Genomic DNA, 20,088 nt, shown 5'->3' with positions numbered 1-20,088 from the left:
ATTTATGCTTGGTGATACAGCTGCAAAATTTGACTGGCGATAGATACCGCAACGGCCATTGGTTCTTTACCGCCAATCTCAAGGCCAATTGGCATCGTTACCTTATCAACGACTTTTTCGCTATAACCGCGCTGCAGCAACTTTTCTTTAAAGCGCTTGGCTTTGGTTGCCGAGCTGATACAGCCGACATAAGGCCGCGCACTGCTTTCCTTTAATGCAGTCTTTGAATCAGTAGCTAGCAAACAATCTAAAGCCGCGCGCACCAAGTCAAAATCAAGACTGTGATCATGAGTCATGACTAAAATAAAATATTGCGTACCTTTATTTGTAGATAGTCTGCGAGCGCCATTGGTCAAAAATGGACGGATAAAATCAACCGGATCGTCGTCAATATGCACACGAATATGCGCTGGTAATTGGTCATTTACCTGTCCGTCCACTGTGCCAGATTCAGCGCTCAGATAACGCTCAAACATCTCAGGACGACTGTCTATCCAGTCCACTTGGCAAGGCAGCTCAGCCAATATGCTCATTAATGCGGTAGCTACGTGTCCGCCCCCAAAAACCAATAGCGACATCGGTGGTGTTAAGTGAAAGCATTCAAACATCACCGTCACGCTACCACCGCAGCATTGTGCTAACTTAGCGCCCAATGGATAATGTTTGCTGTAAACTGCTTCACGGCGTACCGCTTGTGCTTTTGCAGACCTGCCTGCTTTTAATGGTTGAGAGGAAGCTTTCGAATTATTTGGCTCAAGCTCGCCATTTAATAGTTGCCGCGCTGTTAGCGTTACATCATGCTCTAAACTCCCACCGCCCAATGTATCGCAGCAGTCATCGAGCGTGACAATCATTTTAGATTGTAGATCGCGAGGTGCCGAACCATTGACGGCAACGACCGTCGCTAATACATGGGCAACCCCCTGCTGCTGATATTGCGCCAGTCCCTTATACCATTTCGTTGGTGGCATTGGCGTGATAAGTGACTTATTCACTATGAGCTGGTCCACGAGCCGTTGAGACGTTAGGGTTTTCTATCGCCTCAGGCTCTTCATCAAACAATTGACCTTCAGACGCAGGCGGTGTCGTGTCTGTCGCATGCGGTACTTGCTGCGGCAGTACGCGATCGTCATCAATGCCGCAGTCATCGTCAGCTGGCGTTAAGCTTTCAATAGTTTCGGTATCTGGTTTAGAAGCGATTTCCCACGCTTGCCCTTGTAGACGCATGACGGCTTTTAGTACGGCCTCTGGCGTCGCTGGCATGGTCAGCTCTGGATTTTTCTTATAATTACCCAAGCTTGCGATGGCATTATTAATCGCACACCAAACGCTCGCTGCTAACATAAACGGTGGCTCACCAACGGCTTTAGAATTATAAATAGTCTGCTCTTCATTTTTACGATCAAACAGTTTGACGCGCCATTGTTTAGGCAAATCATGTGCCGTAGGAATTTTATAATTAGCGGGGCTGTTAGAAGCAAGCTTGCCTTTTTTATCCCAAATAAGCTCCTCAGTGGTCAGCCAGCCCATACCTTGCACAAAGCCTCCTTCAATCTGACCAATATCAACTGCAGGATTAATCGATTGTCCGACATCGTGCAAGATATCGCAGCGCAGCACTTTGTACTCTCCTGTTAAAGTGTCAATCTCAACTTCTGCGCAGGCAGCGCCCAAGGCAAAGTAAAAAAATGGTCGACCCCACGCTTTTGAGCGGTCATAAAATATCTTGGGCGTTTTGTAATAGCCAGTCGAAGACAAACTAATACGGTGCTGATAAGCGAGCAAGACAAAATCTGCAAAGGTAAGCACTTCTTTAGTGCCGATATGAACGTGATTGCGCTCAAAACGGACATCTTCGGCATTGACTTTAAAATGCTCAGAGGCAAACTTAAGCAAACGATTTTTAATGGTTATACAGGCATTTTGCGCCGCTTTCCCATTCATATCCGTACCCGATGAGGCAGCCGTCGGCGAGGTGTTTGGCACTTTATCGGTACGGGTAGCGGTTGCTTTGACGGTATCCAAATCAACATCGAACTCGTTGGCGACGATTTGGGCAATTTTAATATATAACCCTTGACCCATCTCGGTGCCGCCATGATTGACTTGAATCGTGCCATCGGTATAAATAAGTACCAAAGCGCCAGCTTGATTGAGGGTTTGCACGGTAAATGAGATACCGAATTTCACTGGCGTTAACGCTAGACCCCAGCGTTTATCATTGCCTTCAGCTTCAGCCTTTTTATTTGCTTCGATAATTTGCTGACGGCGCTTATCGTAATCGCTATCCTGTGCGAGCGTCCGCATGATAGTCCCCAAATCAAAATGCTCAATCGGCTGACCGTAATGGGTGCTTTGACCGTTTTGATATAAGTTTGCTAGACGTACCTGCAACGGATCTCTGCCTAACGTATAAGCAATGTGATCCATCATATATTCAGCGGTTAGCAAACCTTGTGGCCCACCAAAACCGCGATAAGCAGTGTTAGATACCGTATGGGTCTTGCAGCGGTGACCTGCTATCTGCGCGGCCGGATAATAGTAAGCATTATCACAATGAAACATCGCCCGATCGACAATAGCATCGGACAAATCAGGCGAATAGCCACATAGTCCTGCTAGCTGCATATCGACTCCAAGTATCTGTCCGTCTTCATTGACGCCGACCTCATAGCGATTGGAAAACTCGTGCCGTTTACCAGTCACCACCATGTCATCTTGTCGATCTAAGCGCATACTGACTGGCATATTTTGGCGCTTAGCCACGATAGCGCACAGGCACGCCCACGCCGCAGCTTGGGTTTCTTTACCGCCAAAGCCGCCGCCCATTCTACGCACAATGGTAGTCACCGCATGAAATGGCAGGTCCACTACTTCAGCGACCAGTTGCTGCACTTCGCTTGGATGCTGCGACGACGTATAAACTTCAAGACCGCCATCATCACAAGGCACAACGTAAGATACCTGCCCCTCAAGATAAAAATGCTCTTGCCCAAGCATATGAATATGCCCTGCAATACGCGTCGGTGCTGATTTTAGCTCAGCTTGCGTATCACCGCGCTGCATAAAGTGGCTTGGCCGTACAAACTGCTCTTGCTCTAATGCGTCATCGATAGTCAATATGGCTGCTAATGGCTCATATTCTATTAGCGCATTCAGCACTGCCTTTTTGGCGGCACGGTGACTGGTTGCAACGACTGCAAATAAGGTTTGACCGACGTATTCGGTGACTTTATCTGCCATTAATGGATCGCCATCGAACACTGGGCCGATATCAGTCTTAGCAGGCAAATCCTGAAACGTAATGACATCGACCACCCCATCGGCCGCCCATACTGCACTCAAATCCATATGCACGATACGGGCATGGGCATGAGTGCTTTTACCAATCGCTAAATGCAGGGTGTTTTGCGGTTTTAGCATGTCATCGACGTAAGTGGCCGTTCCCATCACATGGCTGATAGCACTGTCATGTTTGACTCCCGTACCGATTTTATTTTTTGGCGGGCGCTGTCGGCGTATACTATAACTGTCAAATAGTGAAGAATGATGGCTCATAGTGTCTCTTCCTTGTATTCTTTACAAATGGCGATAAACGTTAAGCGCTCGCAGGTTGTATATCTGCGACCAATTGCTTACCGCATTTAATCATTAAGCGCTGCACGACATGCATACGATACTCACGACTGGCTCTAACGTCCGTCATAGGCGAGACATCTAACGCCAACTTTTGCGCTGCCGCCTCAAAACTGGCAACCTCAACAGATTGCCCAACCAGCATTTCCTGACAATTCGTCGCTAATAAAGGAATCGCCGCCATACCGCCCAGACCGAATTTTGCATTTTTAATCGTCAACCCATCTGCTACCAAATCGATTCTTGCTGCCAATAAACAAGCAGAAATGTCGTCTTCATAACGCTTACTTACCTTATGAACATATAAATACTGATGGTCTTGCAACAGCGGAATATGCAGGGCGACGATATAACTACCAGTGCGCAGTTTGGTCTTTTTATAATCCAAGAAAAATGCCTGTAAAGGTATAATCTCATCAATATAACCATTTTTATTAGCATCGCTACCATCAATAGCTGCGCAATGACGCAAATGAATTTGCGCATCTAGTGCCAATAAAACCGGGGGCAAATCGCCAATCGGTGAAGCATTAGCGACGTTACCGCCAATGGTGCCCATATTGCGAATTTGCGGCGAGGCAATGCGTTCAAATAAATGAGCAAAACTTGGAAAATACTCTTCAAGGACAGGTAGCAGTTGCTGATAACTCATGCCCGCGCCCAATATTAAAGATGGTACTGCCGATTTCATTTCGCTATTAACCTTGTCGCTGTTAACTTTATCGACATTAACTCTAGATTTCTCATCAGTATGTTGATGTAAGTCTTGTAGCGACCAAGTTTTTAGCGCCTCAACCGCTGACAGTTGCACAATCACTTCATGATCGACCAGGTGCTGGGTCACGCTTAACCCCAAATCAGTACCACCTGCCCAAATGGTTGCGTTTGGATACGCGGCTAACACCTGATTGAGCTCGTCAATGGACTGCGGAATAAAAAGTTTACGTGATGCTTGAGTGAGTGCAGGCGTGATAGTATTGCTAGCAGCGTGTTTGCTGTTTGCCATTGCATCGGTTGCCAGCTTTATCGTTAAATCTTTAGCAATGATTTGCCCAGCATCGCGCTGTTTGCCAATTTTGCCCATCGCTAAACCCGCATCGATAATAGGACGATAACCGGTACAGCGGCACAGATTTCCGGATATAGCAGCGACAATATCATCGTAACTAAGATCGTCCGACGCCGAACCTGCTGCCAGTTGCAGACGATGGTTTTCATAAGTACTCGCAAGCGTCATGACAAATCCAGGCGTACAAAAGCCGCACTGCGAGCCGTGACAATCAACCATGGCTTGCTGAGCTGGGTGCAATAAGGCGCGATCTGGGTGATTGGCGGGATTATCGGCGATATAAGCGGCCGTCATCAGATGATGACCATCCATCAATGACAGTAGCGTGATACAAGCATTAAGGGTATAAAAAGGTGCTTGCATAGATTGGTCTGCGTCATGAGCAGGCAAGCGCTGCGCCATGATGGTACACGCGCCGCAGTCGCCACTCGCGCAGCCTTCTTTGGTATCGGTTTGCTTTTCGTGCAGACGCAGATACTCAAGAACGGTGGTGTTCGGGTTTAGATCAGTGACTTGTTTGTACTGACCGTTCAAATAAAAACGAATCATAGCAACGCTCGGCTGTCAGAATAAAAGGCAGATAAAAACCATAGTTTTATCTGAATCGAATATAAAATGTTAACAATCAATATCTGCAAAGGTCAGGCGTCACTACGACACCGCCCTAAGGTAGTATTCAATTATCATGTTAATAAAATTTATACGATGACGATCATCATACCTACATCAATACTGATAGTTATACGGGTATTGAATAAGCTGACTGCCTATCTGACTACTGACTTGCTCAGGCTTAATCGGTTTGCGGTTTGAACTTTTTAATTCACCAATCATCTATGCGTCAATTAAAAAGCGGTCATAAAGGTCGGGTATAGGTAAAGGTAAAGCTAACTACCCTATCGAAAAAACGGAGAATATAAGCATGGGTCACACTCCTTTTTAGCTTAAAGTACCTCAACATTCCGTGTTGAAGCTGTCTATTAGCATTCAATGAATAAATGCTGACTAAACGGTTAACTTATACTAGCATTAACTTTATTTAACTTACAACTCAAAAAAGCACATTATTTTGTTTAATAATTCAAAAACTTTTTAATACTATATATTTTTAGCCAACCTTTTTGATTAATTTTATCCTTAATTTTTCATAAAACAATAAAAAACGGTCAGTAATCATTTCCCAAATTGCTTGGAAAATGGCTACTGACCGCCGCTTATACAATACTAGTTTTTTTATTTAGCTTTACAGCACTTACTCAGTGCCAAGCTCGAGCAAGCTGGCATTACCGCCAATCGCTGTGGTATTAATGGTCCTTACCCGCTCAGTGACAAAGCGGTACAGATAATCGGGCGTTAGCATCTCTGACATCCCCTCCATATCAGTGACTGCAATAACTTGCGTCAAGATACCATCGGTCTTAGCAAGCTCTTGGCTGATGGCTTGCACTTCGCTTTGGTTACCAGCGACCGCGACTTGCGCCAATCGATCGATATATAGCAGTGTAATGGTTTGCGAATCATTGGCAACGCTTAATACATCATCACTGATGCCAGTGTCATGCAATATTTTTGCCGCTTCAATACACATCTCGCTCTGACTTGGACAATGCAGTATCACCTCGTTGCCAGTCAGTAAAGCTGCGACCAGCTGACCAAGTACCGCCATCGCGCGAGCAGATTCGCCGCCGATAACCATGGTTTTGCCGCGAGCAGTCACGTACAAGTCATTGGACTCACCTGTTGCGCCCGTCATACGCTGCACGTCATCGAGCATCGGCGCGGCATTTAATAAATGGGTAAATAAACGCTTGGCTTTATTGGCGTCACCAGTAAGCAAAGCCAATTTAGCAACAGCTGCTTGCAGATAAGTTGCTCGCTCTACCGCGCTTAATAACCGCCAAGCTTCACAAACTTGGGCATGATTCTTTTTAAATTCATTCGCCATCTTGCTACTCCTTATGCGATTTGGGTTTGGGTTTCAGTGCTATTATTTTCTACCGCCGTGTTCGACTCAGTACACAGCTGCATCAGACGCGCAACGTAATGCGGCCCGCCAGCTTTTGGACCCGTGCCAGACAGACCACAACCACCAAACGGCTGCACGTTAACGACGGCACCGATTTGGTTGCGGTTAATGTAAGTGTTGCCGACAAAGGCACGGCGCTCGATATGCTCGGCGATATTTTCAATACGGCTGTGGATACCCAAGGTCAAACCAAAACCTGTGCTATTAATCGCATCAATAAGCTTATTCAAGTCGCGCGCTTGATAACGTAGCACATGCAATATCGGACCAAAGTGCTCACCGCCAATCACATCGATACTTTTCACCTCAATCGCGGTTGGCAAAACAAAGGTAGAGCGCTCTTCGCTAACCACTGAGCTTGCGCTCATCGGCGTCTGCGCCAAGATCGTCGCCGTTGGTTCAGCCGCCATACGTTCGATATGCGCGTCCAGACTTTGCTTGGCATCAGCATCAATTACTGGGCCGACGTCGGTTGCGGCATACAATGGATTGCCGACGACCAATTCAGCCATCGTTCCTTGTAACAGCTCGATTAAATTGTCCGCCACTTCTTCTTGCACACATAAAATACGACACGCAGAACAGCGTTGACCTGCCGAACCAAAGGCAGATAATACCGCATCTTTAACCACTTGCTCGGGCAATGCGGTTGAATCGACAACCATGGCATTCTGACCGCCGGTTTCGGCTATCAATACTGGCAACTCACCACTGATTTGCTGATGCAGGCTCTGATTGATATGCTGCGCCGTTTGGGTTGAACCGGTGAAAATAACGCCTGCAATATTATCGGCAGCGGTCAACGTGCCGCCAACTTCGCCAGCGCCAACAACAAACTGCAAAGCGTCTACCGGCACGCCAGCTTGATACATCAGCTGCACAGCAAAATGCGCGATTAAGCTGGTTTGCTCGGCAGGCTTGGCGACTACAGTATTACCTGCGGCAAGCGCCGCCATGATTTGACCAGTATAAATTGCCAAAGGAAAATTCCACGGGCTGATACAAACAAAGGTGCCCCGCGGCTTATACACTTGACGTGATTGCTTGCCTGCTAAGTCGGTAAACTCATAAACCTTGGCGTCGAGACGTTCTGCTTCATCGGCATAAAAACGGCAAAAATCAACCGCTTCTTTGATTTCATCAATGCCGTCTTGCATGGTTTTACCCGCTTCGATTTGGCAAAGCGCCATCAATTCGGCATAATTTTCTTCATACAAGTCCGCCACTTTACGCAAAATAGCCGCGCGCTTGGCAGCAGGTACGGCTCGCCATACGCTTTGACCTGCAATGGCAGCATCAATGGCTTGCTGCGCAATATCAGCATTGGCGTAGGCGACTTCACCGGCGATGACTTCATGGTTCCAAGGCGCGCGTACGGTTTGCGACTCAAGTTTTTCAGAATTGCCATCGACTTTATCTGCATCAACTGCTTTGCCGTTAATGATAGAAGTTGCCGACCAAGTTTTATGCAAATGGCTATCGATAGCGGCTTTAAATAGTAGCCACTGCGACTCTACAAAGATATTAGGGCCAAAACTGGCTCGGCGCGCGCCATAGATATCTAATGGCAACGGAATATCAGGATTGTGCAAAGTAGCATTGCTCAATAACTTATCGTATGGGTGCACGGTGAGCTTATCAATGGGATAAGACTTATCTAACAGCTGATGCACAAACGAGCTATTGGCACCGTTTTCTAGTAAGCGGCGTACCAAGTACGGTAGCAAGTCTTTATGAGCGCCAACAGGTGCATAAATACGCACGGGGATTTTGTAAGCTTGCAGAATATGGTCATAAAGCGCATCGCCCATGCCATGAAGACGCTGGAACTCAAACTCTCTGTGCGCGCTCATGGTCATCACTGAAGCAAGCGTGTGCGCATTATGGGTAGCAAACTGTGGCCAAATCAAACCGCGCAAATGCTCTGACAATAAGAAGCGCGCACAGGCAAGATAAGCGGTGTCTGTGCCTTCTTTACGGGTCCAGACCGGATAGCCGGACAGTCCCTTTTGCTGGGCCAGTTTGATTTCAGTATCCCAATACGCGCCTTTGACCAGACGTACTGGAATACGGTCACCGACTTCAGTTGCCAAACGCGCAAGCCACGTCAAAACGGCAATCGCACGTTTAGAGTAACCTTGTACCACCAACCCTAAGCCATCCCAACCGGCGGTTAAGTTATCACGGTAAAGAGACTCAAACAGCTTTAAAGAAATCTCAAGGCGGTCTGCTTCTTCAGCATCGATACTGATATCGACATTGACCTCACGGGCCGCTTCAATCAATAACAAGCAACGCTGACGCAGTAGTCCCATCACTTGCGCTTCTTGCGTCGCTTCATAACGCGGGTGCAATGCCGATAGCTTAATAGACACTGACGGCTTTGGCATACCTTCTTTTACCTTAATGTTAGCCGTCGCTTTAATCGCATGCAGGTAATCGTTAAAGTATTTTTCCGCATCTTTATGGGTAATCGCCGCCTCACCTAGCATATCAAACGAATAGGTATAGCCTTTATTACGATAAGGCTGGCTGTTTTTGTTGGCGCCCTCGATGTTGGCGCCAAGTACAAACTGATGCCCCATAATGCGCATGGCTTTTTGCATGGCACTACGAATGACCGGCTCGCCCATTTTTTTGGTCATACGGTCCAAAAACCCAGCAGCGGTAGTATCACGATCAATACTGACAACGCGGCCCGTCATCATCATGCCCCACGTCGAGGCATTGACCATAAAACCGTTGTCATTTTTGATGTGTTTTTTCCAGTCAGCGACGCTCATTTTGTCGTGGATAAGCGCATCAGCGGTATAATTGTCTGGCACTCGAATCAAGGCTTCTGCCAAACTCATGAGCAAAATACCTTCTTGGGTATCAAGGCTATATTCAAGCAATAATGAATCAACCATTTTTACGGCTTTGCCATCATTACGCACATGCTCGACCAATTGACGAGTTTGCGTAGCAGCCCCTTCACGCTCGGCATCTGTTGGTTTGGCGAGCGGCAACAAGTCCGTCAACCAGCGCTCCTCGTCCACACTATATAAAGGAGAAATACGGGAGAAAAGCTCGTTCGACGATTGACTGAGATAAGCGGGCTTCAATATATCGAGCGGATTAAATAAAATCGGCTCTTGCGGGGTAAATTGGTCTACTGGGTTCATAACAACTCCATAACTATCGTCTAAAAACCATAATAAATGGTGCGGTGGGAGCTTTGATTGCTAAAGATATAGCGGCAATTATTGTCAAACGTTCTTAAAACTTCACCCCTACTATTCTTGATAACAAACATTTTTGCTATCGAATAGTGGATAAATAATGACAACTATAGAAATAAGCCAATTAGCAATAAACAAAAGACCAAACAGCGCCATTATAAAACGAGAAAATCCAGCATAGGCTGGAAACGGTCAAGTAGGTCGTTTTAGTGTTAAACGGGCTACGTTAACAATATAAAGGCAACAACAAACAGCTAAGCGGCATTAGTGCCTTCTTCTTGTTAGTAGTGAAAGGAGGTGATGCTCAAAGACAAGTGACGTTTCATAGAGGTTTGCGTTCATAAAATCTAACATTTATAACATCTGAGTTTTATGGAAACTTAAAGCCTAATAAACACTTATCTGTCATCTTATAGAGTACTAATTCACTGTAAGAAAAACCTCTACGGCGTTGATTGAGGTGATGCGCTTAACCTCGACATGGTAGCATGAAAAAAATTTTCCAACTAACGAATTTACCTATTTTAACCAAACAAAATACTGTTTAAAAACAAATGGTTATTAACCACTTATTAGAAATGACGCTTTAGTTATAAATTTATATTTACTATGGCTAATTAATCGTTTTTGAATCAATGGCTTGTCTTTATTTATTTCAGCCATTTAATTTAAACCCATACAGAATATGAGCGAATCAATAACGTAATCATTTTATTTAGTGCTGAAGATAGCGGTTTATAGTATTTATTTTTACGCATAAAAAACCCTTCTCATTTAAAATAAGAAGGGTTTAATGAGCAAAGCTGAGCATTTATCAAATGACTAAAAATGACTGCAATTTAAATTACAATCTTAGATAAACACAATCTTCGCAAGTAACACGGCCGTTAATATCCAAACAGGAATACTCACGTCAGAGAACTTACCGGCGACGACTTTAATAGCAGCAAAGGTAATAAATCCAAGCGCGATACCATCAGCGATTGAGTAAGTTAATGGCGTAAACAACAACACAACGACAACGGGCGCCGCCTCTGTTAGATCTAACCAATCAACATCTTTTAGAGTACCCATCATCAGTACAGCGACATAAAAAATAGCGCCTGCTGTTGCATAGCCTGGAATCATACCAGCAAGTGGAGCAAAAAACATACTTAATAAGAATAGCACCCCGACCGTCACAGCGACTAATCCAGTACGTCCTCCGGCTGCAATACCTGACACACTCTCAACAAAGCTGGTGGTCGATGAAGTACCTAGTAGCGTACCCGCAACCGTGGCGCTCGAATCTGCCAGTAGCGCTTTGCCCATATTAGGTATTTTGCCATCCTTACCAATTAAGCCTGCTTGACTGGTCGTTGCAATCAACGTACCAGCGGTATCGAATAAATCGACGAATAAAAAAGCAAAAATAACACTAATCATCGCTACGTCAAATGCACCAGCAATATCAAGCTGCATCAGCGTTGGCGCTATCGGTGGCGGTGCCGATATAATGCCAGTAAATTGTGTGTTCCCAGTAATTAAGCTGATAAGCGCTACCAATAAAATCCCTATCGTTACTGCGCCGGGTATTTTTTTATGCGACAAGCCAACGATAACAATAAAGCCCAATGCCGCCATCGCAGGTGAGAACGCGGTCATATCGCCCAGTCCCACTAACGTCGCGTCATTATTGACGATGACGCCTGCGGTTTGTAAGGAGATAAAGGCTAAAAACGCACCGATACCAGCAACTACGCCTTGTTTAATACTGTCCGGAATAGAGTTGATAATCAATTCACGAATTTTAAAAAGGCTTAATAATATAAATATACAACCGGACAAAAATACCGCGCCAAGTGCGGTTTGCCACGAGTAGCCCATTCCTAAAACCACGCCGTACGTAAAGAAGGCGTTAAGTCCCATACCGGGAGCTAGCGCGACTGGCAGGCGAGCATAAATCCCCATAATAAAACACCCAACTGCGGCGGCAAGACAGGTGGCGACAAACACCGCACCTTTATCCATACCAGCGTCAGCAAGGACGTTAGGGTTGACAAAAATAATGTAAGCCATCGTTAAAAACGTGGTGACACCGGCTAAAATCTCTGTTTTGATCGTGGTGTTTTCACCATTAATACCAAAATAGCGTTCGATTGCGTTCATAAGAGTCGCTTCCAAATTGCAGTAAGTAAATTATCATTATTTAACTGTATTGATAAGTGTCGCTTCCAAATTGCGACGCTCGATGCTGCGTTTAAATCAAACATATAAAATACACCCAAATTGCGACGATAAATGACGCTTCCAGATTGCGACTGTAAATGACGCTGATACACTAAGGTTAAAGACGATGTTTTTAATCCGTTATCCACACATAATTTGGTAAATACGAACCATCATGAAAAATGACAGCAACAAACCATAACATTCTAGTGAAATTCGCTCAAAATTTCAATGAATGGCGACATCTTCTTAGTATAAGAGTGCAAATTAGTTGACCATATGGACAATATTATGAAATGCTCATGCTGTCATTATTTTTTTCATATATTTATTGAGAGCGATTTATGCACTGCCATTAACATATTATTAATGATATTTGCGTGATTTAGCAGTACACTAACGGTTGATATAAAACCCCTTATTAGATTAACTATTATTCATTATCCATGAGCCGCTTACATGCCTGAATCCTTAAATATTATCGACCTAATCACCCAAGCCAGTTTATTGGTACAGATTGTGATGGCATTATTGTTATTAGCGTCATTGCTCAGCTGGGTGATTATTTTTCGTATGAGTGCGCGTCTTGGTACCGCCAGAAATTTTGACCAGCAGTTTGAAACCTGGTTTTGGTCAGGGGAAGATTTGGCAAAGCTGTATCAAGGCGTCCAAGGCTCGCCTGAGCGCCAAGGGCTTGAGCAGATTTTTTATGTTGGGTTCTCTGAATACCTAAGAATGCATAAAAAACGTCAGCCTAAAGACGACATTATCGACGGCGTTGAGCGTAAGCTGCGGGTTGGATTGGGTCGTCAGCAGCAATTATTAGAGTCTGGGCTAACGACGCTGGCAAGTATTGGTTCGGTGGCGCCTTATGTCGGTTTATTCGGTACCGTTTGGGGTATTATGAATGCCTTTTTGGGGCTGTCACAAAGCGAGCAAGCGACCTTAGCGACTGTCGCACCGGGTATTGCCGAAGCCTTGATTGCTACGGCTATGGGTTTATTCGCCGCGATTCCTGCGGTATTGGCGTATAACCATTTTACCGCCAAAGCGAGCCGCTTATACGACTCTCGTGCCTTGTTTTGTGACGAGATGACAGGCATGCTACAGCGCGAAACCAGTATCGAGATTCCGCAAGCGGGTACGCAAGTAAGCCAAACCAATCAAAGCGTTCAAAATAGCCAAGGTTCTCAGGTAACTGGTCTATGAAACAAAGCCCTTATCGCCGTGAGAAAAAAGCGCTAAATGCGGAGATGAACGTCGTTCCTTATATCGACGTCATGCTCGTGCTGCTAGTGATATTTATGGTCACCGCGCCAATGCTGATAACGGGCGTCGATGTTGATTTGCCAAAAGAACAAACCAATACCATCAGTCAAAGCCAGCTACCTGTGATTGTCTCCTTGACCGATAGCGGCGAGATTTTTATCAGTTATGAAAATAACATCGACCTGCCGATTAGTGAGCCGGAACTGATTGATACCTTAACCAACTTACAAAATCAAAATACCGATGCTGGCGATCAGCCTTTACAAGTGATGATTAACGCTGATAAAAACAATCAGTACGGCGCTATCATGACGCTGATGGCAACCTTGCAACAAGCAGGCATCCAAAAGGTAGGACTATTGACGGGTGCACCGTTACCCGCCCCTTCTTTATAATCTGTCTACCCTGCTCTTAGATTAACTTTGATTGGCTCAGCTGGTTATAATAAAGTCGTTCATTTGATAAATATCGTATTTGAGTATCCCAACTATGCGTAATGCGCCCACCGTTTATGTACCGACCGAACCTGAAGGTAACGGGCTGACTTTACCGACACTTTTAAGCTTGTTGGCACACGGTCTTGTGATTGGCATACTGGCTTATACGTATCAAAACATGGAAGTCGAGACCGCAGGTAGCATCGAAACCGTGATGATATCTCCTGAGCAATTGGCTGAGATGCAAGGCGAGATACTGGCCAATCGTGCCGCAGCGGCGAGCGCGATGCCAGCCGATAGCGGTGCAAGTGGCTCAGCAACTAATATGCCAGAAACTAGCTTTGATGACAGCGTCAGCTACGACAATCCAAACGAGCCGATTTCACAGCGCGTGCCTGTTTTTACTCGTTCTGACGAGGCGGTGAACCCTCGCCCGATGCTGATGAGCGAAGAGCAACACCAGCGCCTACTTGAGCAAAATCAAGAATATGAGCGCAATATGGCTGAGTGGGCAGCGCAGTTGGACGAATCTGTACTAGATGAGCATGATCAGGTTGAACAAGAAAGAAGAGCGCAGCTGATAGAAGAGCAAAAAAGGCTGCGAGATTTTCGTAATAAACAAAACAATCCGCCTAAGATTAAACGCCCTACTGCCAATGACAAAAATATAGAAATCAATACGGGCGGCTCAGGTAGCGCAGGACAGACCCTTAGCTTAGGAGATGATGGACAATCAACACTGTCTGGTGACGCCATCACTTCCAGCACTGCAAAAGGTAGCAGTCGCTCGGCATCAACAAGCGGTAGTCGCGGCACCAGTAATAGTGAAATCATCAATTTAATCAAACGCAACTATAATCCGCCGACAGCAGCAAAAGGCTCGACGCAGCGTGCTACCTTGACCATCACAGTCAATGCCAGTGGCGCTGTCGTGAATGTCTCAGCGTCAGGACCTGATAGCGCGGTCAATGAAGCCGCTAAACAAGCGGTGCTCAATACCGGCAGCTTGCCAATTGATGCTGATGACCCCAAATATCCCACTTTTACCATACAGTTTAAAGGCAGTAATTAAGCAGTTGCCCATACACGATATTATTGCTAACGTTACCTTAAGCAACTTGCACCCGCGGCGATATCATTTTAACGTTATCATTGATTTAGCATTTATAAAAACAATTATCCCCATCTAGGAGTTTGACTTAGTTATGCGCATTCATAAAAAACTATGCCTTTCTTTACTTGCCACTACCTCAAGCTTATTGCTTGCTCCTAGCGTCTTGGCGGCGCCTGTCGTTTTAGAATTGGATTATGAGATTCCGGTACAACAAAGCCAAGTGGCTTTTGTCTCCTTTGCTGGCGATTCTACCTTATCACCGATTATATTAAATGATTTGAGCAAAACTGAGCTAAAAGTAACCAGTCAAAACCTACCGCAGCAGCCGCACAGCAGTAGCGAGTTAGCAGGTACTTTGCCCGTTTGGCAAAGTATGGGCATTCCTTACCTTGTCATCGGTAGCACGCGCAGCAATCGCGGTAAAGTGGTCACCGATTATGAAGTCGTTGAGGTTAAAACCGGACGCGTGCTAGAAGGCAAGCAAACGTTAACCGCTGATAATAATAAAGAAAGCATGCGTTACGCCGCCCACGTGATTTCGGACAAAGTATATGAGCTGATCACCGGTATTCCTGGTGACTTCTCAGGACGCATTGCTTATATCGAAGAAATAGGCATTGGCAAAGAGAAAATCTCGCGCTTAAAGGTCATGGATGCTGACGGCGAAAACGCCAAAACCATCACAGAAGTGGCAGGCTCTATCTTTTCGCCAACTTGGTCACCTGATGGCAATCGCATTGCTTATTCAGTGCAACGCGATAAATCTCACCCTGTTATTTATATTCAAAACGTAAGCGGGGGCGGAGCTACACCATTGACGCCATTCCCAGGTAGCAACCTTAGTCCGTCATTTTCGCCCGATGGTAGCAAAATATTGTTTTCTAGTAGCTTTGAGGGTAGCGCCGATATTTATGAGATGAGCGCTAGTGGCGGTCAACCACGACGTCTGACCAATTGGCCAAGCAGTGAAGTACAACCAAGTTATGCCCCTGATGGCAAATCTTTTGTCTTTGTTAGTGACCGTGCAGGGTTTAACAAACCACGCATTTATCGTTATGAGTTTGGTTCAGGCCGTACCACGCAAGTATCGAATAGTGGCTATGCGACCAGCCCGCAGTTTAGTAGCGATGGCTCGCAAATCGCCTTTTTAAGTGGTCGTTCAGCTGCCATTATGAACAGTAGCGGCGCCATTACTGCGAACTTAGGCGCTACAGGTATCGATGAAGCACCAAGTTTTTCACCGAACGGTAAGCGTGTGGTTTTTGCTTCAAAGCAGGGCGGTAAAGGCGTACTGACTATTAAGTCATTGAACGGCGGCGATGCATTCGGTAAATCTGGTCAAGGTACTATCCGCTCCCCAGTTTGGTCATCTAGTCCTAGATAACTTAGATAACTTAGCCATCTTTATTACGTAAAATAAGGTTAGACAGGACTGAATGCTCAAAAATAAAAAAGCGCTCGATAAACATATTGGGCGCTTTTTTATTTTACCAAGAATGATAACTTGATTCTTATATCAGCAATCCACTTTTAAAAGTTATGAGCTGGAATAATAAAAAGCATTATTCATCCCTATTCATCACTTGGATCACTAGCCGGCGGCACAGCGTGTCTCAATTGTTCAACATCTGCGGCGGTGACCGTATCCGTATAACCATTTAAATCAGTGACCACGTACTGCGTGACCGCGGCCATCTGTTCATCGTTCATCATGTGATGGAACGATGGCATACCGCGAAAGCCATTAATTAAGATATCAATGATGTAATACTTTGACTGCATTTTGCTGTTATTGGCAAGTGGTGGATAATAACCAGCACCATAAGCGCCCTCGCCTTTGTGCATATGACAAGCAGCACAAGAGTCATGGTAGAGTTTTTTGCCATCTGTTGTCACAAAGGCATTTGTCCCCTCGAACTTGGTTTCCCACTCAGCAATACTTGGATCATTATCCATAGTAGGAAGCGAGCTGTGATCAACGATATTGACGGCTGGTGCAGTAAGCTCCTCACGACTCATGTAAACGCCGCCCCAGCTACCGGTATTACGGCTTGCTTGATAATCGTCCGTTACGATGGGGTCTTGCTCATGTAGAGTTGCCACCGTTTGTACATCGTCTGATTGTTGACTACAGCCTAAAAGTGCTGCACTACCGGTCGCACCCAACAACATCACAGTCAGCAGTTTAGGGGTCATTTCTCTCATGACTTTTTTATTCACGATTGCCTTCTTTACGATTGCATTGTCCATGATAGCCTCTGAATTTTTATAGTTATTCATATTAACCCAGCATTTTTGCTTTTTTATGTAGGCGCTTGGCGGCATCCATGCCAGATAAAATAGCGCCTTCTTGCCATGCTGGAATGTGTGAGCAATGCTCGCCTGTGAGTACAATACGGTTATCGATACTGCATAAGGTGTCATAATGCTGACGGCGGGTCGACTCATTCCAAATACCATAACAACCCAGTGTCCAAGGAATGCGATGCCAGACCACTGACGTACCCGCGCGGAACTCTTTTGGATACTGCGGGTGAATATACTTACCATAAGCAAGCGCAACATTAATACGCTCTTGCGGGGTTAACGTATTAAATTTATATGAGGTTGGTCCATAACCATAGGCCCCTAATAATACCCCAGTACCGTCTTTAAACATATTTTCTGAAGGATAAGCAATCTGGGCAATCGGCATATCGGTATAGGTCAAGCCGCCATAGATCCACTCGTCTTCTTCCCAAAAGCGGCGATTAAACTCTAAACCTACTTTATAAGAAGTCTCATAAGGTACCGCTGCCATCGCTTGTTTCATCGGTTTTGAGACATTAATATCAAGCTGGGTCAGTACAGTTAGTGGAATATTACAGACACACCAGTCGGCACGGATGGTCTTAGTCGCGCCATCTGGACTGTTGCTGTCGACATAATTGACCGTAACGCCGCTTTCATCTTGATGAATCTTAGTCACTTTGGCATTAAACTCAATCATATCGCGGCATTCGCGGGTGAAGGCATCACCAATTTTACCCATACCGCCGACAGGCTGAAACATCGTTGGCTGATGCGCATAGGTCATATGGTTACCATAAATATCGGCCCACATGCCCGAATCCAAAATTTCACTGATCGGTAAAGGCTTTGATGGGGTTTCATCAGGCATCAAGCCACCACCCGGCAGGACACTATAACCACGATGCTTACTGGTCGCATTGCTGGCGCGGTAGCGGTAGTCTTTATCGAGCACGCCCCAACCTTTTAAGCCTTCAAGTAGTTTTTCTTTATCTTCTTTATTGACCGAACGATCCAAACCGCCAACATTCACCGCTTTTGACAATAATTCTGCTACGTGTCCTTGGATGTCGTTTTTTACATCACCTAAGCGCTGCGGCACACCATTGAAATGAGTACTACGGTGCAAATAAGCGCGGTCGTTGGTTTGAATAAAGGGTTGCATCTCAACACCAAACTGTTTGCAGTAATGGAAAACGGCATAGTGATGACTTGGCAAACGCCACGGCCCGCCATTAAAATAGTTGCCCTCTTCAAAATCACAAGTAACTTCTTCGCCGCCAAGCTCAGTATACCTATCGCCACTATTCAGCGTCCAACTACGACCGCCGCCACGGTTTTGGAACTCAAGGACTTTGACGTTATAGCCCGCTTTACGCAGCTCATACGCTGCGGTTAGTCCGCCAAGACCGGCACCCAAAACGATGATACTAGCACCAGGAGGCGCCCCTTTTAAATCCATCGTTTCTTTAAAGCTTGATTCTGAGGCAAATCCTAACGTCGTCATCGCCTGATACATGGCGGTCGCGCCCGCTGTTTTACCAATCATCGAGAGCAGTTGGCGCCGCGTTGGTGATTGAAGCATGTCTTTCATAATAATATCCTTAAAGTAGACGTTCGTACATAACAGTAGGCACTTGTTCTATGTGTAGTAGTAGACGCTTATTTCATTTATAAGTGCTTGTAATATAAGTGTCTGTAATTTAACGGCTTGGCTTAATTCTGCATTTATTTGCCAAGCTGTCATGCCCTACCGTTTTGCCGTTAATCCTTGTCTGGTAATAAATTCTAAACCCGTTGCAACTGATAAACTATGATTAACGGCGGCGTCTAGAACGTAAAATGGCTCGCACAATAAATATAATAATCAGTATCGCCACAATGATGCCGACAATCGCTAATAAGCCTGCGTACTTAATTAAAAAAGGCTTTTCGACGCCTATAGACGCGATGCGCTCAATATCAGCGGCACTGACCTCGCTGTTTGCATGACCGCCAAAGCTAGTACGGACGTAGTTAGTGATACCCGCAATCTGCTCACTGCTGAGCTCTTCTGAAAATCCTGGCATGATAGGCGAAGTATTGGTCGCACTCTCTACCCCATGCAAAATCATATTAACGAGAGCGTCAGGCTTTTCGCGGCGCAGACTGCTCAGTCCAACGATAGGCGCGTAACGCGCGTCAGGCTGACCATAACCATCAACACCATGACAGCTACCACAAACGGCTAAATATAACGCTTCTGGTGAGTTACTACCGTTACTTACTTCTGACTTTGCTTGCGCCAAGTAGTCTTTTTGCGCCAGTAAGTCATGCGTGATAGATTCGTTCACAGGCGTTGGCAGGCGCGCCACATTGACGCTATTGACCTTGTCTTCTGTTTGGATAGCGGGTATGGCTTTTAGATAAGAGGCAATCGCGCTCAAATCTTCATTTTTCAGATAACGCGTACTGTGCGCAACTGCTTCACCCATTGGCCCACCTGCATAGGCGCGTTGGTCAAGCTCACCGGTGCGTAGATACGTGATAATATCTTGCTCGCTCCAACTGCCAATACCGCTCGACTCGTCAGGCGTGATGTTCGGCGCATGCCAATTACCAAGCGACGCGCCTGATAAATACATTTTTTTATCAAAGCCCATGGTGCTGTTACGCGGCGTATGACAAGTGCCGCAATGCTCGAGATTATTGACCAGATACTCGCCACGTTTTTTTACAAAAGTTAAAAAACCTCTTAAGAGATTTAATTTATATTTAATCACTATATATTTTCATATTATGAATTTGGGCAAGATAATTAATCCTTTAAAAAACAATTA

Annotated in this window: 13 protein-coding genes; 4 read left to right on the top strand and 9 right to left on the bottom strand. The window is 45.5% G+C overall.

Annotated features, from left to right (window positions below):
- Positions 1-2: 2 nt before the first annotated feature.
- From FOR85_RS04500 to FOR85_RS04475, 6 genes are all read right to left on the bottom strand, one after another.
- Entirely contained in the window at positions 3-995 is a 993-nt protein-coding gene (locus FOR85_RS04500; RefSeq protein ID WP_223808506.1) for an XdhC family protein, read from the bottom strand.
- Positions 988-3,558, bottom strand: coding sequence for a xanthine dehydrogenase molybdopterin binding subunit (gene xdhB / locus FOR85_RS04495; RefSeq protein WP_144296899.1), 2,571 nt, complete (start codon positions 3,556-3,558; stop codon positions 988-990). Before xdhB ends, FOR85_RS04500 begins: the two co-directional genes overlap by 8 nt.
- A gap of 40 nt (positions 3,559-3,598) precedes the next feature.
- The gene (locus FOR85_RS04490; protein ID WP_144296898.1) at positions 3,599-5,254 is read right to left on the bottom strand and encodes a xanthine dehydrogenase small subunit; all 1,656 of its coding nucleotides are present in this window, start codon (positions 5,252-5,254) and stop codon (positions 3,599-3,601) included.
- Between the two features lie 703 nt (positions 5,255-5,957).
- Complete coding sequence (locus tag FOR85_RS04485) at positions 5,958-6,650, bottom strand: 1-pyrroline-5-carboxylate dehydrogenase (RefSeq protein ID WP_144296897.1); 693 nt, start codon at positions 6,648-6,650, stop codon at positions 5,958-5,960.
- Positions 6,651-6,661: 11 nt separating this feature from the next.
- Entirely contained in the window at positions 6,662-9,895 is a 3,234-nt protein-coding gene (gene putA / locus FOR85_RS04480) for a bifunctional proline dehydrogenase/L-glutamate gamma-semialdehyde dehydrogenase PutA (protein WP_144296896.1), read from the bottom strand.
- A 909-nt stretch (positions 9,896-10,804) separates the two neighbouring features.
- Complete coding sequence (locus tag FOR85_RS04475; RefSeq protein WP_144296895.1) at positions 10,805-12,100, bottom strand: NCS2 family permease; 1,296 nt, start codon at positions 12,098-12,100, stop codon at positions 10,805-10,807.
- A gap of 519 nt (positions 12,101-12,619) precedes the next feature.
- On the opposite strand from FOR85_RS04475, the gene tolQ reads away from it, so the two are divergent.
- The 4 genes from tolQ to FOR85_RS04455 all read left to right on the top strand — a co-directional run bounded on the left by tolQ (position 12,620) and on the right by FOR85_RS04455 (position 16,364).
- The gene (tolQ, locus tag FOR85_RS04470) at positions 12,620-13,369 is read left to right on the top strand and encodes a protein TolQ (RefSeq protein ID WP_144296894.1); all 750 of its coding nucleotides are present in this window, start codon (positions 12,620-12,622) and stop codon (positions 13,367-13,369) included.
- On the top strand, positions 13,366-13,824 hold the full coding sequence (gene tolR, locus FOR85_RS04465) for a protein TolR (protein ID WP_144296893.1): 459 nt from the start codon (positions 13,366-13,368) through the stop codon (positions 13,822-13,824). The genes tolQ and tolR overlap by 4 nt, the downstream gene beginning before the upstream one ends.
- Before the next feature lie 94 nt (positions 13,825-13,918).
- On the top strand, positions 13,919-14,938 hold the full coding sequence (locus FOR85_RS04460) for a cell envelope integrity protein TolA (protein ID WP_144296892.1): 1,020 nt from the start codon (positions 13,919-13,921) through the stop codon (positions 14,936-14,938).
- A 133-nt stretch (positions 14,939-15,071) separates the two neighbouring features.
- Positions 15,072-16,364, top strand: a complete 1,293-nt coding sequence (locus FOR85_RS04455) for a PD40 domain-containing protein (RefSeq protein WP_144296891.1) — start codon at positions 15,072-15,074, stop codon at positions 16,362-16,364.
- Positions 16,365-16,552: 188 nt separating this feature from the next.
- Here the strand turns inward: FOR85_RS04455 and FOR85_RS04450 are convergent, their stop codons facing one another.
- From FOR85_RS04450 to FOR85_RS04440, 3 genes are all read right to left on the bottom strand, one after another.
- The gene (locus tag FOR85_RS04450) at positions 16,553-17,185 is read right to left on the bottom strand and encodes a cytochrome c (RefSeq protein WP_144296975.1); all 633 of its coding nucleotides are present in this window, start codon (positions 17,183-17,185) and stop codon (positions 16,553-16,555) included.
- Between the two features lie 76 nt (positions 17,186-17,261).
- Positions 17,262-18,863, bottom strand: coding sequence for a flavin monoamine oxidase family protein (locus FOR85_RS04445; RefSeq protein ID WP_144296890.1), 1,602 nt, complete (start codon positions 18,861-18,863; stop codon positions 17,262-17,264).
- 223 nt (positions 18,864-19,086) lie between these two features.
- Positions 19,087-20,031: a cytochrome c gene (locus FOR85_RS04440; protein WP_223808505.1), complete on the bottom strand. Its 945-nt coding sequence runs from the start codon at positions 20,029-20,031 to the stop codon at positions 19,087-19,089.
- Positions 20,032-20,088: the final 57 nt, after the last annotated feature.

The organism is Psychrobacter sp. YGAH215 (assembly GCF_007280595.1).
Taxonomy (GTDB): Bacteria; Pseudomonadota; Gammaproteobacteria; order Pseudomonadales; family Moraxellaceae; genus Psychrobacter; species Psychrobacter faecalis.
This window is presented reverse-complemented; position numbering and strand designations above follow the sequence as displayed.

Coding starts and splice junctions, on each gene's coding strand:
- FOR85_RS04475 (WP_144296895.1), bottom strand. CDS start 12,100: ATGAACGCAATCGAACGCTATTTTGGTATTAATGGTGAAAACACCACG.
- tolQ (WP_144296894.1), top strand. CDS start 12,620: ATGCCTGAATCCTTAAATATTATCGACCTAATCACCCAAGCCAGTTTA.
- FOR85_RS04445 (WP_144296890.1), bottom strand. CDS start 18,863: ATGAAAGACATGCTTCAATCACCAACGCGGCGCCAACTGCTCTCGATG.
- xdhB (WP_144296899.1), bottom strand. CDS start 3,558: ATGAGCCATCATTCTTCACTATTTGACAGTTATAGTATACGCCGACAG.
- FOR85_RS04460 (WP_144296892.1), top strand. CDS start 13,919: ATGCGTAATGCGCCCACCGTTTATGTACCGACCGAACCTGAAGGTAAC.
- FOR85_RS04485 (WP_144296897.1), bottom strand. CDS start 6,650: ATGGCGAATGAATTTAAAAAGAATCATGCCCAAGTTTGTGAAGCTTGG.
- FOR85_RS04450 (WP_144296975.1), bottom strand. CDS start 17,185: ATGAGAGAAATGACCCCTAAACTGCTGACTGTGATGTTGTTGGGTGCG.
- FOR85_RS04490 (WP_144296898.1), bottom strand. CDS start 5,254: ATGATTCGTTTTTATTTGAACGGTCAGTACAAACAAGTCACTGATCTA.
- putA (WP_144296896.1), bottom strand. CDS start 9,895: ATGAACCCAGTAGACCAATTTACCCCGCAAGAGCCGATTTTATTTAAT.
- tolR (WP_144296893.1), top strand. CDS start 13,366: ATGAAACAAAGCCCTTATCGCCGTGAGAAAAAAGCGCTAAATGCGGAG.
- FOR85_RS04455 (WP_144296891.1), top strand. CDS start 15,072: ATGCGCATTCATAAAAAACTATGCCTTTCTTTACTTGCCACTACCTCA.